Below are 15283 nucleotides of genomic sequence, written 5' to 3' on the forward strand. Positions count from 1 at the left end.
TCACCTTGTTTGTGTTCATACTGGCCTAAACATTGAACAACATGCTTCTTTAATAATTTTGATATCACCTCTATTAATTTCACCTAATACCAAAAGTAAGACTAAGTAGCTCAAGGATAAAATAAAATACTCAAGTATCAGCCAATAACCAGAGATGTTTATATACTTACTAATGACAAAAAGACCTCCTGCTGCTAAAGCTACTCTCAATAAAGTATTTAAATCTACAATGGCGCCAAACTCCTTGCACAAATAAGCTCCTGATACTATCAAACCTATGATAGAAACCATAGTCGTTGCCAGCGCAGCTCCGAATATACCATATGAATTGATAAAAAAGTAATTCAGTGCGACTGCAATTGGTAATAACACAAGTGAAATAACAAAACTGTAAAAAGGTTTATTTTTAGCCGCTATAATATTCAGAAACAGGGAAAAAATCGAAAAAGCAATTATCCCTAACGTTAACATTTTCAAAGGGTTACTTGCAGGTAAATATTCTGGTGTAAATAACAATGAAATAAACTCTTCGGCTGTAGAACTTATTATTACTGCAACTGGCAGTAAAATCACCAAACCAAATCTCACCGCTTGTCTGATATATTTTTTTAATAACTGTATATTACCTTCAGATACGGCTTTGGAAAAAGAAGGGAAGGTCACCATTATAATCGCTGTCATTAGGTAAAAAAGAGGCCTTGAAAAATTATACGACACCGAGTAAAAACCTGTCATTACATCATTTTTCAACACCCCCTTAACAAACCATATGTCAATATGAATTAACAGCATAGATGTCAACATATATAACAAATAGGGAATCCCAAATGTAATAATTTCAGGTCTAAGGTTCCGTATTTCCTTTTTTGTTTTTTGATATTTTAATCCTTTAATGAAAAATAATGTTATGAGAATTGCAAAAAATGAAGCCATCATATTTGCAACTAATATCCATCTTATTCCTAATCCGATAACTATAAAGATACTGACAACTATTGTTTTAAACAAAGCATAGCTAGACATTGCAAAACTCTGTTTTAAAAATTCTCTGCGTCCGTTTAAAATTCCTAAATTTGCATAATATATCCCATAAAAGGGAATATCGAGGCCTGCTATTAGTAAAAGTAACAGCAGCTGGTTATCTTTGAAAACCTGGGAAATCAAAGGGCTAACAAGAAAAAATATCATTAAAATAATTAAACAATAAGGTAAAAATATTTTTTTCATTGAATTTATAACTGAATCGATCATCCCTTCATCTTCGCTTATGACCTTTCTATATGTAGATGGTATCCCAATCATGACAGTATACTCTACCCACAATAATACCGACATGATTAAACCATACACCCCATATACCTTTGGTCCTAGTCTTCGCGCTAAAAATATATGAATAACAAACCCACAAGCTAAGGTTATAATTCGGCTTAACAATAAATAAATGCTACCTTGGGCATTTTTTTTAGTATCTACTATCATGTAATCTCCTTATAAGAACGTGGGGGACGTTCAAAACAGCGGCCATCGAGAAACAAACGGGCCCAAATTTCAGCAAGAATGACGCTCCACAAACGAGTTATTTGGTATTTATTATAACGGTCTCCTTGTCGCGCACGTAAACGTTCAATATCAGACACTTTGAAAAAACCACGTGAACGAACATTTTTGCTTCGCAGAAATAAATCTCCAAGATTCTCCAAGGCTATAGTCATGTCGCGACCGATGCTCATACGCTGGCCGTACTTAGGGCGATTTAAAATAGAAGGTGGAAGAATAGACCTAACAGCCTCGCGTAGAACGTTCTTACCAGTCATCTTCCAACTTATCTTATACCGTTCAGGAATACAGGAAGCCAGTTCTACTACTTCGTGGTCTAAAAAAGGTACTCTTGCCTCTACAGAATGAGCCATGGATAAAGAATCAACCCGCTTTAGCTGAAACTCTACCATAATTCCCTTTTGGTCGTATCGCAAAAGGTGATTTAGACATTCTGGTTTGAAAAATAGTTCATTGGGTGGAATAACAGGAATTTCAGGAGTAGAAATAAGGCGTGGTGGGGCACAACGACTGCCTCGCCAGTAAACTGCTGTAGCCAAGCGTCCACCTAGGCTTACGGGAGGAATACCAGAGTAATCAAAGCGATAGAGATCTCTCCTCCAAGAAGAAAGCAGTGGTAATCGACTACTCGCTACTTTGTATCGTGGATAACCTGCAAATATTTCATCAGCCCCTTCACCCACAAGGAGAACTTTAGCGTGTGGTGCTACTTTTTGGAAAATGTAATATAATGGCGGAGTATCAGTACGTGCAATTGGCTCTTCTAAGCTCCAAACCACACGCGGCAAAAGATCACGAAGATCTTCGGGAGTAATTATAAGTTCAGTATGATTAGTTCGGTATGCTTTTGCGACTTCTGCAGCATATGCAAATTCCGGATCATCAGGACCATAACCCGCTGTAAATGTCTTAACTCTACCATTAGTTTCTTGCGCCATTAAAGCAACAATGGTACTTGAATCTAATCCCCCACTCAAAGCAGCTGCAATCGGTACGTCCGCAACAAGCCGTCTCTGTACAGAAGTCCGTAGAGATCCCTGTAGACGATCAGCCCATTCTTTTAAATTTGCTTTTTCTGCTCTAAAATATGGTATATCCCAGTACTGCCGCATTTCTATTTTACCGTTTTTGTAAAATAGCCAGTGACCAGCTGGAAGTTTGTATATATCACGAAAGCAGGTCATTTCAGCTGGTCCAAAATTATTATTCATAATCTGCTGAAGTGCAACTCTGTTAACATCCCGGCTCACTCTAGGAACTAACAATAATGCCTTTATTTCGGAAGCAAAAGAAAACCAATCTTCCCCTAAGGAATAGTAAAGTGGTTTTATTCCTAACCTATCGCGAGCCAATAAAATAGAATTATTTTTCTTATCTATAATAGCTAATGCAAACATTCCATTCATCATCGTTAAGGCAGCCAGCCCATACTCTTCGTAGAGATGGACAATAACCTCAGTGTCACTTCGAGTCTTCATAGTATGCCCAGCCCGTTTCAAATCAGCGCGAAGCTTTTGGAAGTTATAAATCTCACCATTACATATGACGCCAATAGTATTATCCTCATTAAATATAGGTTGACGCCCCCCTTCTAGGTCGATTATGCTCAATCTACGATGACCCAGATAAATATTTGCTTCTGGGTATATCTCGTAGGTTTCATCATCTGGACCTCGATGTGACAAAATACGCGCCATCCTACGTATAACTTTCTCATCCTTTATCCCCACGGTACCTACTATGCCACACATTTTCAGCCAAACCTTTCTATTTTTAACTTCACTTTATAATTTTTGTCAATTTCAAATTGCATAAAAGGACAATTTTCACATAATCCTGTCATATTATTATTTATAAGCTCTCTTCTGTACGCATTTGCTTGTACAGAGTTCCATATTTCTTCAAAAGGCGCTTTGAGAATATTGCCAAAAGGTTTCCGAATAGCATAACAATTAATCACATCTCCATTTGGCGCTATTGTAGCCATAGAAAAACTTTCACAAATACATCTTTTTGTCATCCGAAGATCAACATTATAACAACCTTCGATTTCATCCATTAAATATGGCGGATCATAAACCACATATATACCTAATTTCTTGCCACGATCCTGACATTCTTTAAGTTTGTCATGCAGGGTCTGGAGAGAATAATCTCGTCCGCGACCAATTGGAGATACAGCCATATCATGAGGCTTTTGATCCATATCAATAATAGTTTGAGTAATCCCATCTTCCATATACAATCGTTCGAGCTCCAATTTTAATTTCTTTACACCCAATGAGGCACATAAATTAACAAGTTCTGTAAGTATCTGTATGTTGTCATTTTGAACTACACAAGTGACAGTGACAGGCAAAATAGTTGCAAGGGCCTTGATAGTTTTTACTGCTTTATCATATGATCCCTTGACTCCACGTATTGAATCGTGGATATTTTTAGGTCCATCAAGAGAAATGCATATAGTGATGATATTACGGCATCTACTGAGTGCATTAATATCAGAATCCTTGATAAGTGTGCCATTTGTCGAAATTATGATATTCCTTGTCTTATCTAAATGTTGAATCAGTTCAATAATATCCGGACGAACGAATATCTCTCCACCCATGAGACTTACTTTTTTTAAATAAGTATTATGATCAAAAAAATCTGATATCTGATCCAAAGTCATTTCTCCTCTTTTAGTTAAAGCAGCTCTATCTTGATAGCACATTTTGCAGCGAAGATTGCAACGTTGTGTAGGCTCAAACATAACTGCATCCGAAAGAGAAACGATTCCATTCTCAATGAAGTTGCAAACTCTTTGGACTAGCTGGTTATGTTCGATTCTCCTATTAATATTCCGAGCGACTGTATAACCGCCAAACCGAAGCAAACTCTGTTTAATGATTCTTTGCATGCTCTTACAACTCCTTATTTAAAACATACGTTTCAACATTAGCTGTTTTATACTTAATATTACGATTTTCACATTCACTACAAAAAGAAATTTGGTCGATATTATCCCGGAATAATTTAAGAAAAGACTTGGCTTTTGCAGATGAAATCATATCTCTTAAACGCTGATTCTTGACATTACCTAAAATACAAGTAGCGTTAAAATCATTCTCACATGACACTACATCCCCGTTACTGAAGATTGTCAGATTGGCGTAAGGCCTGTGGCAATAAAAACCATTTTTCTGTATACGATGTTTTTTTGTCGGTAATCCTTTATAGCTATATTGTTGAAACTTTTCCAAAGTAGGTGTTATATCTTCTTCTACATTCAACTTGTCACGTTGAACTACTGCGGAACGGAATGTTACAAGGTCTACTCCAAGACGCCTCGCAAACTCCTTTACTTGACCTATTTGATGTTCGTTATGTTTCATTACAATAAAACGTAATATTATTAGAGGATGTTTTTTTCCTTTTGACTCGCGTTCAGCTATAAGATTTTTAATAGACTTAACCACAAGATCAAAATTACCTCCTTTACGGTATTTCTGGTATATAGTCTGGTCAAGCCCGTCAACAGCTACAATCAGACTGTCAAGCCCTGAATCTATAACTTGGGCCGCATATTCTCTATTATCAAAAAAATGTCCATTAGTGCTAGTGTGAACAAGAAGGCCATTATCCTTTGCATAGCGAATCATTCTAAAAACATCCTTGTTTATAAACGGTTCTCCCCAAGACCATAAAGCTACAAAACAAGCGTAATCTTTTACCTGGTCAATTATATTGCGATACATCCCAAATGGCATTAAGGTCTGTGGGCGTTTCATTATTCCAGCTCCTGTAGCACAAGTAAGACAATGGAGATTACATATATTGGTCGGCTCAATCTGCAATATAGGCGGAACGCCAATGCGGACAACTAATCTCTTTATTGACTGAACAGCTTGAATAAAAAGATTCAACCGTTTGCGTAACGACATAGCCCGCAATTGAAATTCTAATTGATCAAAGGTCAACAAGTAGTCTCCCTTAAGAAGCAATTGTATACCTGTTTTAACAGCATTATTAAAATTGAGTCTATTCATTTTAATTTACCTTTAATAGGTTTAAGTTTTGAAATAGATCCGGCAATAATTCCATAAATCATACTTAAATGATGAAAAGGCATAAGTAAAAATACCCCTATACCTGCGGATAAACTGTGACTCCGAACAATGGAAGATACTACAGTAAAAAACAATGCTATAAAGTAAATACTAATCAATATTGATAGTAAGACACCTACCTGAATATTTACGAAGGAATATAATCCCATGATTGAAAATACAACAATAGCTAAGAGTACAAAAAAATGCGGACTCTTAACAAAAACATGATGTTCACGTGCAACAATTACCTTTTCAGAAGCAGTACAGGCACTAAGTCGCAGAAATGTGATGAACGTCGTCACTCTTCTATGCCATACAGGATTCTCAGGGAGGAATTTTATCTGAAATCCAGCGTCTCTAATTCGCCCGGCCATATCCATATCACCTCCTAGAGGTATATCTTCAGAAAAATATCCTACTTGGTTAAAAACATTTGCAGGAATAACCATATTCTCCTTACGTGGATAATACTGACTTTCTCTATGTCCGTCGCCTCTCCGTAGATCTCCTGTACCTAAAAACGAATTGAGAATACAATCCAAAGCCCGAGGAAACCATCCCATTCCCTGAGGAAGTATATCTGGCCCACCCAATGCCCCGGTATCTTCACTTAAAGCAACCTCAAATTTGTGCAACCAATCAGGCTCAAACGTACAGTCATCTAAAGTAAATACATAGTACCTGCCCGGTAGTTTCTTAATGGCGTAATTACGTGCCTCATGTAACCTTGATTCTATGAACCAGCTATATTTAACTCTATGCCTCTCCGGAAGATATAAAGTGTTGATGGAAAATTTGTATTTATTAAGCCTTTCTTGAAAAAACTGTCTTAGCCCATTCAGTACGTTACAATCTATTAACACAACTTGAAAAAGCTTTTTTGGATAGTTGAGGTTATCCAGTGAAGATAAACATCTTTCTAAATCCTCAAGTGAATGAACTACTGGAATAACTATTGTAAAAACGGGTTTAGAAACTGTTGTTTTATCTATAAAATTCATTCTCAACTCTCCTTCTTACTAGTAAATCAACCTACCGTTAAAGTCATGGAGTAGATTCAACGTTGTCTTTGATAATACTTTGCGTTTTTTTAATATCTTGGGTAAATCAACAATACAGGCACTTATCCCTTTAATAAAATCTATTAACAAGAAATTCTTAATTGCAATTATCAAAAGATATCCCCACCAAAATACTCCATATGAAATAACATATCGCCAGGGTAGATGTTCTACAGCCAGCCATATTCTATTCCGCGCATTATAATACACCCACCTCCCACGAGGTCTTTCAGAAGGAGTGAGGCGGTGTAAAACAACGATATCTACAGCCCACATAATACGATAGCCGCTTTCTATTGCACGCCACGATAGATCAAGTTCTTGACAATTATAGAAATGTTCATAAGAAAAATCGCCTATTTCCTTAATTAAATCCTTACGAAGGGCAAAACCTACTCCACAAAAATATGTAGCTTGATAGTCAGTTTTAAAAATTTTTTTATCTCTTCTTGGTATTGCACCAATTTCAGGTTTCATGGTAGCGGCATGAAGGGAATTTGTAGCAAGAATTCCTAAATTAGGATCTTCTTCAAATCTCCTACAAATACTAGATAGAGCATCTCGACTTTCAAAACCAGCATCATCATCAAGAAATACTAAAATATCGCCTTTAGCTACTTTAATCCCCTCATTACGTCCTCCACTAACTCCTTTGTTCGAATCCAACTCTATTACTACAGCCTCCGGCCAATATTTCCGCACCATCTCAGGTGAGCCGTCATTTGAACCATTATCTACCACAATAAGCTCAAAGACCGCAGTCTGTTCTTTAAGAGATAAAAGAGTCTTACGAAACTCGTCGTAGCGATTCATTGTAATTAAAATAAGACTAACCGAGTACTTCTGTGACATTTTTTAAACCTTTCTCTATATATGAACAAATCCAAACTTAAATTTTTTTTTCTTTAAATCTTGTAATATATGCACTAATGCCTCTATTGTATATTTATTGTTATCATGAAATAGAAGAATATCCCCGGGTTTAATAGTTCTTGAATTTATTCTTTTTAATATAAAATCCTTTCCTTTCATCTTGTAGTCCTTTGCTGATTTAGTCCATAGTACAGTAGTAAGGCCAAGCTGCTTTGCGATCCGTATAGTATTCAAACTAAATCTTCCTTCGGATGGCCTCATTATATTTGTAACACAGCCTGTGATTTCTTGTATTACCTTTTGAGTATTTAGCAATTCTTCTTCTATTTCAAAAGACTTTAACCTATGCAGATTCTTATGAGTAAATGTATGAATCCCTATTGAATGGCCTCGTTTTACTATTTTTTTCGCTATATCAGGATATTTCTTCACATTTTCACCTACTAGAAAAAATGTTGCTTTTATAGAATATCTATCAAGGATATCCAAAACCTGTTCAGTATATACGTCGTCAGGCCCATCATCAAAAGTCGCTGCTATCGTATTTTTACTATCTGTTCTCCATTTAAAATATTCTTTTTTAAATATTGACTGGCAGATTGGAAAAATAATTCCCTTAATTATTTCTGCAATTTTCGCACAGCCTAACGATCCTTTTTGCATTTTTTCTCCAGTCGCAGTTTTTTACTACATACTCCCTACCTTTTTTCCCCAGCCTTTCACGAAGAGTTTCGTTATCTAACAACATTAGCATTTTATCTGCAAGGTCATTGGCATCTTCGCATTTAAAAATCAATCCTCTGGAGCCATTACCCACCTGTTCAAGCATTCCATTGAGGTCCGGAATAATTACCGGTAGTTCCAAGGCCATATATTCGAAGACTCTAAGAGACGCGGCTATTTCTGTAGCTATTGTTCTTAAATTAGTAACAAGTCCTATCTTAGAGCGAGAAAGATAATAAGGTATATCTCTATGATCGACCCATCCCTTGAAGATAAAATTATTCTGTAATTTTCTTTCTATAACCCTGCGCTTTAAATTAACAAGATCTCTCCCTTCTCCTATAAATAGAAATTTTACTTGAGGGAATTTCTTTAATACCTTTTCTGCAGCCTCAGGAACTAATAGCACACCATCATCTCTTTCTATGCCGCCTGCATAGATAATAAACTCTTTTTTTTCTCTCTGTGGCTTAAATATAGTTAGATCAACTCCATGAAAGATGAGTTCAATATTACGTATGTTTTTAGATTTTAATTTTTCTCCTAAAGACTTAGACATAACTATGGTAATATCGGAATACTTTGCAGTTAAATAATCCAATCCCTTTCCTAAAAAATTAACCAATTTATTCGGGGAATGACAAGTTAAAATATCGTCCATATCAAATACTATAGGCTTACCCTTCAGTCTTGCAACTAGAAGAGAAGGAAAACCAGCAACTACATTATGGGCATAAATAATGTCAAATTTCATGAATAACAATTTGAAAAATATTTTTACCATTAGAAACATATAAGCAATCTCTTTGAATCTAACAAAGCGTGTAATCCTGCCTAAATCTCTAATATCTATGGATGTAAAATCCCTGTCTATATTATCGGTTGACAAAAAAGGGGCGATTACTGATATATTGTGGTTTCTCTCAATCATTCTTTTTGTAACCCAATAAACCCTTATGCCGCCACCGCCCCTAAGAGGCCAAAATGTGTCATGAGATACAACAGCTATTTTCATTTCTTCTACTCCATATCTTCGCCGATTTTTATAAAGTTGAGTCTATGTAGTTTTAAGACCAAATCTGCCAATACTCCTACAGCGCCAATCATAACCCCAGAAACAACCAGCATTAAATCTGACTCTGGAACATTATGTACAATAAAAGCATGATATATAAACCTTGAAGTACCAACAAATAAAATAAATGTCGTCAGAGGCACGAAAAACTTCAAAGGCCTAAAATACATAACTGTTCTATTAATAGTATTAAAATAATTAAACGTATCGCGAACAGGATGAAATGAAGATCGGCCTTTTCTTTTGTAATACTCTATAGGTACATACTTAACAGAATAACCATTACTCAAGAATGCCAGCGTAATCGTACTCACCCATGAATGCCCGTCTGGCAGTATACCGAAAAATTTAAATACTGGTTTTTTCTTAAAAGCCCTTAAACCGGAATTTAAATCTGGTATCTTTTTCTCTGTGATAAAACACGCTAATTTCAAAAGCACCCACTTTGCTGGCTTACGTAAGAACTTCAATGACCCGTTCTCCTGCTTTCTTGCACCAACAACCATATCAAACTCAGGCAAGGATGAAACTAACTTTGGTATCATATTGGCAGGATATGTTCCATCACCATCCAGCATGACAATAAATTTGCCTTTTGCATTCAAAATCCCTGTTTTCCTAGCTGCTCCAACACCTCTATTGCCTTTATGTCGAATCAATACCACATCTTTCATACTAGAAACTATCTGCGCTGTTTTATCTGTAGAACAGTCATCAACTACGATTATTTCATATCCATAATCTACCTTTGCCATGGCTAATTTGATATCCTTGATAACTTGAACAATTGCAGATTCCTCATTAAATACTGGTATAACTATACTGGTTGTAATCGCTCCCGTCTTATTTCGAACTTCTTCTAATTGTGGCATTATTTGTGCCATGATAATCACCTCTTCCACAGTACTTTTGGGGCGAATATTCCGCCCATGTGTTTGGTTGAATCCGTTACTTCTATTTTTAAAATACCATCTTCCCTTATTGCATAAGGATGAATCATCTCTTTATCCCAGATACCGACTTTTGTAAAATAAATCCCCGGAACTAGGATTATCTCTCCCAAATCCAGCTCTATTGAGCCTTTTCCTTGGATGCTCTCTATAGGGAATCCATCGTTCTTTGTACTAGCTGAACAACAGAGTATGCCGTCTGCCCTGATTATTTCTAAATAAAAAATTGGATTTTCTATCTTTGCCTTTGTTTCATATTCTATTTTTACAGATAGAGACTCACCTACTAAAAAGCTATCTGCCTGCTTGTCTTTTCCATCGTACAAGAAAATATTTGATATCTTGGCAAATGGATCCTCCTTTAGTTTTATCTTATACCCGTCTGATGTACCTTTTTTCTTAAGCTCTTCTTCTCTTCTATCGTAAACTATATTTCTATAGTAAGGAATAATCTCTTCCGGAGTCCCTTCTTTTAATGCCGTCCCTTTGTCAATAAGTATCACTCTTTTACATAGATTCTGAACCAGAGAAAGATGATGTGATACTAGTACTATGGTTACACCAGAATCAAGTAGCTCTCTCATCTTATGTGCACACTTTGCCTTAAATGCCATATCGCCTACTGCTAAAACTTCATCAACCAACATAATGTCCGGATCTATATGGGCTGCAACAGAAAAACCCAATCTCGTATACATACCAGACGAATATCTCTTGACCGGAGTATCTATAAACTCTTCAATTCCAGAGAATTCCACAATACTGTCAAATTTTCTTTCTATATCCTTTTTAGACATTCCTAGAATGGCACCATTAAAATAGATATTCTCTCTCCCTGTAAATTCAGGATGAAATCCTGCAGTTATCTCAATCAAAGCAGAAAGCTTTCCCTTTATATTAATTTCCCCTTGAGTAGGCTTTATTATCCTGGATAACAACTTTAAAATTGTACTCTTTCCCGCTCCATTAGGACCGATAATTCCTAAAACACTACCTTTCTTAACTTGAAAAGTAACATTTCGTAATGCCAAAAATTCATCATTTGATAATATTCCGTTATCTCTATTTAGGGGTTTTGACCTCTGGAACAAATTAGGTATTGCATCTCTTAGAGAATAAAGCTTATCTCCCTTTTGAAATTTTTTCCATACATGGTTAAATTCTATTACATTCATCTTAGCCTCTCAGGTTAAATCTTTTCTGCAAATAATGGTTCAGTTTTGTGGAAAATCATTAAACCGCCAACAAAAATTGATAACGCCCAAATACCAGCATAGATCAGCCAAAAAATATCCGGTGATTTGTGTAATACAATTGTCGCGTTGATCGCTTCTAATATACTCCCCACAGGATTCAGCAAGAGAATCGTTTTCCATTTTCCAAACATTCCTGCTTCGTAAAAAACAGGCGTAAAAAATATTCCAAAGGTTAACACTACATCTGCTATGTATTTAACGTCTCTAAAGAACACATTCCCGCATGATAAAATCATGGCTAATCCCATAGTTATTAAAACAAGGATTGCTAATATCAATGGAATCCATAAGATATGTATACTTATGGGTATCTTTACAAATATAAATATTATTGCTAAGGTTGTCCCTGCTATCAAAAAATCAAATAATTGTGCTAAAACATATGAAACGGGAAAAACTTCCTTTGAAAAATAAATCTTCTTCACTATATTCATATTTGCCACAAGGCTATTTGCTGAAAATTTAAGGGCTCCTACAAAAAATGCCCAGGGCAAAGCCTTAACAGTTATAGAAATAATTTGTGTTAACTCTAAAGGCTTACCCGTAAGGATCGACATTGCCTTTTTAACCATAATCCCTGATAAAACAACAATTGTCGGCATAAATATCGCCCATAAGAAACCCATAATAGTCTGCTTGTATCTAATCTTAATATTTCTAAAGGTTAAAGCGAGTAAAAGCTCTCTATACTGTATGAATTCTTTTAGTATTTCCTTAAGCATATATGCCCTTCCTTTTAATTAAAGTGTTATTTTTATAAGTGTATAAAAAAGCATGATGACTCCCATAGATGCAAATCCTATATTTCTTATATCTCGTCCTGCTAAACTATTTACAAGACTTGTATCTTTTTCTTTTGCCACGTTAAATAAACTCGCTGATAAGGCAAATAACATATACGGTAATGGTATATACAGCCTCGAAAGAAAAAATGCAGCTGCTGCAAAACCTATTAAAGATGCCTGTAAACCATAAGCATAATTTTTGAGATGAGACTTGCTTTTCTGAATAAGTGAAAGACCTTTAAAAGAGCTATAGAATAAGCCAACCCAGAAAAATAGACCTAATAGACCTGCCTCTGCAAGAGCTAACACAAAAGAATTATGTGCGGTTAGGCCATAATCCTCCATATACATTTTATAGCCAACCCCAAATATAGGATTGGACTTTACAAGCTGAATACCGTAATACCAGGCATCCACCCTGTTGTACGCTGATGCTTCATCCGTTGATAAGGACGCCAATCTTGAAGGACCTAATGCAAAGACTAAACCAATAAACAAAACACCAATAATTATACCGAACACAAGTTTTTTTGACTTTTTAATAAAATAAAAGGCTCCGGCAGCCATAAGAGCAAGTAAAGCACCTCTTGAATTAGTTAGATATAATGCATAAAGTAAATATCCAAGTATAGGAATTGTAATTAGTTTTGATATAAACTTTGTTTTTCCAAATAAAAAAGCAATTAATATTGATGCAACAAGAACAAAAGCTAAACCAAGGTCATTAGGATCGCCGAAGATACTAATCCAGATGATTCGTCCGGGGACATTTGGTTCATGTGGATTGTATATCAATCTTTGGCCAGCCCATCCATATCCAGTGTTAAATTGATAAATACCTTGAATTGCAAGTAATAACGTGAGAAGTATTAATAGATATATAGTAATTTTAAACTTTCTCTCTGAATTTATTATGAGAACGAAAAGAAAGTACGTGACAACTATCTTGAAAAACTCTCCAAATGTCATCATAAGTCCTGCAAAATAAGTATGAGCTACATGAGAAAGTAAAAACGCCAGAAAAAGGCCAAGCATGAGCTTATTCTGCGGAGCCTTGAATGTATCAAATTTTTTCTTCATCATAAGAGTCAACATCAATGATGCAACTGCGACTGTAGTTAATATGTCCATCATCTGCCAGCCGTAGAATATAGGGATCCATTCAGCTGGCCTTAGATATATTGCTGTTATGTATAATAATAAGCAAAAGAATGCCATTTTTATTTATCCTTTTTATTTACATATACCTATATAAATACTGCGGGAGGTGGTATTCTACGCTGGTCATTACGTAGCCTAGGACCTTTACGCGGGCTTGGTCTAATAGTTGTTTTGCATGTTGGACAATATTGCGTTGAGTACGCCCGGCTTGTATCACCATAAGTACTCCATCAACCTGAGCACCTATTACACTTGGGTCAGTAACAGGTAGGACAGGCGGGGCATCAATTATGATATAGTCAAAATTGTTCTTTAATATCTTCAATAAATCTCTCATCCTGTAGGATGATAGAAGTTCTGCAGGGTTTTTAGGGCCTTTGCCTGCAGGTAGTAAGGTTAAATTTTCTATACCTGTCTTTATAAGCACATTGTTAAGTAAAAGGCTATCCTGCAAGTATTCTGACAGGCCTGAATCCACCTTATCTATACCGAGGATATTATGTATTTTGCTTTTCCTTAGATCAGCATCTACAAAAACTATAGATTTGTTATTCAAGTCATGCGCCATAGTAATAGCCAGATTTAAGGCAGTAATGGTCTTACCCTCGCTATTTATAGAGCTTGTGATAGCTATGGTTTTAATGGGCCTTGCAGTTGAAGAAAGGGATAAAAGATTTGTGCGAAGTGTCTTATACTGCTCAGCCACAGGAGACCTGGGATCAGAGAATGCGACTACATGTTCATCTATATTAAGGTCTTTTGTAATCTGCGGGTCTATTTTTACCACATATGAATGTTGTGGTTTCTTGTCGATTCTTGATAAACGGTCTTCTGCTGCTTTTTTTAAGGCTTGTGTGATTTTTCCCATGATTATATCTCCTTTTCCTTTATAGATTCCTCTATAATATCTTTGTCTATTTTTGGTTTACTATATATATATCCATTTAATAATGCGTGGTCGCATAGGGAATTTATAAGACGTGGTATACCCTGTGAATATTCGTATATCCTATCCAGCGCTTCTGGTGTAAATACATCAGAACCGTTCTGTGTGGCCTGTAAAAGTCTATGTTTTATATATCCTTCTGTATCTTCCTTATCCAAAGGCATTAAGTGATACTGCAAACTAATCCTCTGTCTGAACTGGGCGAGAGATTTAAGGTGCAGTTTTTCTCTTAATTCCGGTTGCCCTATCAGTATTATCTGGATAAGTTTTTCCTTTTCTGTCTCGAGATTAGATAACATGCGGATTTCTTCTAAAACCCTCGGCGAAAGGTTCTGCGCCTCATCTATCATGAGGACAATATTATTATCATGTGACAATTCAGATATTAGAAAATTATTTAATTGATTGAGAAGACGTGCCTTTGTCCCCTTTACCGGAGCCTCACCTAAGTCATCAAGGACTGTAATAAGTAAATCCTTGGCACTTATGTGCGTATTTATTATAAGAGATACCTTTGTATTGGGGCCCAGGCGGTTTAAAAGTGCCCTGCATACTGTTGTCTTACCTGAACCTATTTCACCTGTAATCACCACAAAGCCTTTACGCTCGTTTATGGCATATGCCAGACTATCCAAGGCCTCTGTGTGTTTCTCGCTTGGGTAGAAATACTTTGAGTCTGGTGTCAGGTTGAATGGGTTTTCTTTGAATCCGTAGAATTTTTCGTACATAATTATGGTTTAGTTATGATTGTGTAGACTATCACTATGTTGACAAATGCTACACTTGCCAGGACCCATGTCCA

General features: G+C 36.0%; 14 protein-coding genes. All 14 read right to left on the bottom strand.

What is annotated here, in order from left to right; genetic code table 11:
• Window positions 1-15: 15 nt before the first annotated feature.
• Genes KKC91_02885 through KKC91_02950 form a run of 14 tightly spaced genes read right to left on the bottom strand, consistent with a single transcriptional unit; the run spans window position 16 to window position 15209 of the window.
• Window positions 16-1479 (bottom strand): oligosaccharide flippase family protein, encoded by a 1464-nt coding sequence (locus KKC91_02885; protein ID MBU0477497.1) that lies wholly within the window; start codon window positions 1477-1479, stop codon window positions 16-18.
• Window positions 1476-3287 (bottom strand): asparagine synthase (glutamine-hydrolyzing), encoded by a 1812-nt coding sequence (asnB, locus tag KKC91_02890; GenBank protein ID MBU0477498.1) that lies wholly within the window; start codon window positions 3285-3287, stop codon window positions 1476-1478. The genes KKC91_02885 and asnB overlap by 4 nt, the downstream gene beginning before the upstream one ends.
• Window positions 3288-3310: 23 nt before the next feature.
• Window positions 3311-4459 carry a radical SAM protein gene (locus tag KKC91_02895; GenBank protein ID MBU0477499.1) on the bottom strand — a complete coding sequence of 383 codons (1149 nt, stop codon included), beginning with the start codon at window positions 4457-4459 and terminating at the stop codon, window positions 3311-3313.
• Between the two features lie 4 nt (window positions 4460-4463).
• On the bottom strand, window positions 4464-5588 hold the full coding sequence (locus tag KKC91_02900) for a radical SAM protein (GenBank protein ID MBU0477500.1): 1125 nt from the start codon (window positions 5586-5588) through the stop codon (window positions 4464-4466).
• Window positions 5585-6652 carry a glycosyltransferase gene (locus KKC91_02905; protein MBU0477501.1) on the bottom strand — a complete coding sequence of 356 codons (1068 nt, stop codon included), beginning with the start codon at window positions 6650-6652 and terminating at the stop codon, window positions 5585-5587. The genes KKC91_02900 and KKC91_02905 overlap by 4 nt, the downstream gene beginning before the upstream one ends.
• A gap of 18 nt (window positions 6653-6670) precedes the next feature.
• Window positions 6671-7564 carry a glycosyltransferase gene (locus KKC91_02910; protein ID MBU0477502.1) on the bottom strand — a complete coding sequence of 298 codons (894 nt, stop codon included), beginning with the start codon at window positions 7562-7564 and terminating at the stop codon, window positions 6671-6673.
• 15 nt (window positions 7565-7579) lie between these two features.
• Entirely contained in the window at window positions 7580-8248 is a 669-nt protein-coding gene (locus KKC91_02915; GenBank protein ID MBU0477503.1) for a polysaccharide deacetylase family protein, read from the bottom strand.
• Window positions 8202-9323, bottom strand: coding sequence for a glycosyltransferase family 4 protein (locus KKC91_02920; protein ID MBU0477504.1), 1122 nt, complete (start codon window positions 9321-9323; stop codon window positions 8202-8204). The genes KKC91_02915 and KKC91_02920 overlap by 47 nt, the downstream gene beginning before the upstream one ends.
• A gap of 5 nt (window positions 9324-9328) precedes the next feature.
• Complete coding sequence (locus tag KKC91_02925) at window positions 9329-10267, bottom strand: glycosyltransferase family 2 protein (protein ID MBU0477505.1); 939 nt, start codon at window positions 10265-10267, stop codon at window positions 9329-9331.
• 5 nt (window positions 10268-10272) lie between these two features.
• Entirely contained in the window at window positions 10273-11508 is a 1236-nt protein-coding gene (locus KKC91_02930) for an ABC transporter ATP-binding protein (protein MBU0477506.1), read from the bottom strand.
• A gap of 14 nt (window positions 11509-11522) precedes the next feature.
• Window positions 11523-12311: an ABC transporter permease gene (locus KKC91_02935; GenBank protein ID MBU0477507.1), complete on the bottom strand. Its 789-nt coding sequence runs from the start codon at window positions 12309-12311 to the stop codon at window positions 11523-11525.
• An 18-nt stretch (window positions 12312-12329) separates the two neighbouring features.
• Window positions 12330-13592 (bottom strand): O-antigen ligase family protein, encoded by a 1263-nt coding sequence (locus KKC91_02940; protein ID MBU0477508.1) that lies wholly within the window; start codon window positions 13590-13592, stop codon window positions 12330-12332.
• 19 nt (window positions 13593-13611) lie between these two features.
• Window positions 13612-14403 (bottom strand): CpsD/CapB family tyrosine-protein kinase, encoded by a 792-nt coding sequence (locus KKC91_02945; GenBank protein MBU0477509.1) that lies wholly within the window; start codon window positions 14401-14403, stop codon window positions 13612-13614.
• 2 nt (window positions 14404-14405) lie between these two features.
• Window positions 14406-15209, bottom strand: coding sequence for an AAA family ATPase (locus KKC91_02950; protein ID MBU0477510.1), 804 nt, complete (start codon window positions 15207-15209; stop codon window positions 14406-14408).
• Window positions 15210-15283: the final 74 nt, after the last annotated feature.

It is taken from the genome of bacterium (genome assembly GCA_018812485.1).
In the GTDB taxonomy this organism is placed as follows: domain Bacteria; phylum JAHJDO01; class JAHJDO01; order JAHJDO01; family JAHJDO01; genus JAHJDO01.

Bases quoted from the DNA above. Each gene is read 5' to 3' on its own strand.
- KKC91_02885 (MBU0477497.1), bottom strand. From the start codon at position 1,479: ATGATAGTAGATACTAAAAAAAATGCCCAAGGTAGCATTTATTTATTG.
- KKC91_02895 (MBU0477499.1), bottom strand. From the start codon at position 4,459: ATGCAAAGAATCATTAAACAGAGTTTGCTTCGGTTTGGCGGTTATACA.
- KKC91_02900 (MBU0477500.1), bottom strand. From the start codon at position 5,588: ATGAATAGACTCAATTTTAATAATGCTGTTAAAACAGGTATACAATTG.
- KKC91_02905 (MBU0477501.1), bottom strand. From the start codon at position 6,652: ATGAATTTTATAGATAAAACAACAGTTTCTAAACCCGTTTTTACAATA.
- KKC91_02910 (MBU0477502.1), bottom strand. From the start codon at position 7,564: ATGTCACAGAAGTACTCGGTTAGTCTTATTTTAATTACAATGAATCGC.
- KKC91_02915 (MBU0477503.1), bottom strand. From the start codon at position 8,248: ATGCAAAAAGGATCGTTAGGCTGTGCGAAAATTGCAGAAATAATTAAG.
- KKC91_02920 (MBU0477504.1), bottom strand. From the start codon at position 9,323: ATGAAAATAGCTGTTGTATCTCATGACACATTTTGGCCTCTTAGGGGC.
- KKC91_02925 (MBU0477505.1), bottom strand. From the start codon at position 10,267: ATGGCACAAATAATGCCACAATTAGAAGAAGTTCGAAATAAGACGGGA.
- KKC91_02930 (MBU0477506.1), bottom strand. From the start codon at position 11,508: ATGAATGTAATAGAATTTAACCATGTATGGAAAAAATTTCAAAAGGGA.
- KKC91_02935 (MBU0477507.1), bottom strand. From the start codon at position 12,311: ATGCTTAAGGAAATACTAAAAGAATTCATACAGTATAGAGAGCTTTTA.
- KKC91_02940 (MBU0477508.1), bottom strand. From the start codon at position 13,592: ATGGCATTCTTTTGCTTATTATTATACATAACAGCAATATATCTAAGG.
- KKC91_02945 (MBU0477509.1), bottom strand. From the start codon at position 14,403: ATGGGAAAAATCACACAAGCCTTAAAAAAAGCAGCAGAAGACCGTTTA.
- KKC91_02950 (MBU0477510.1), bottom strand. From the start codon at position 15,209: ATGTACGAAAAATTCTACGGATTCAAAGAAAACCCATTCAACCTGACA.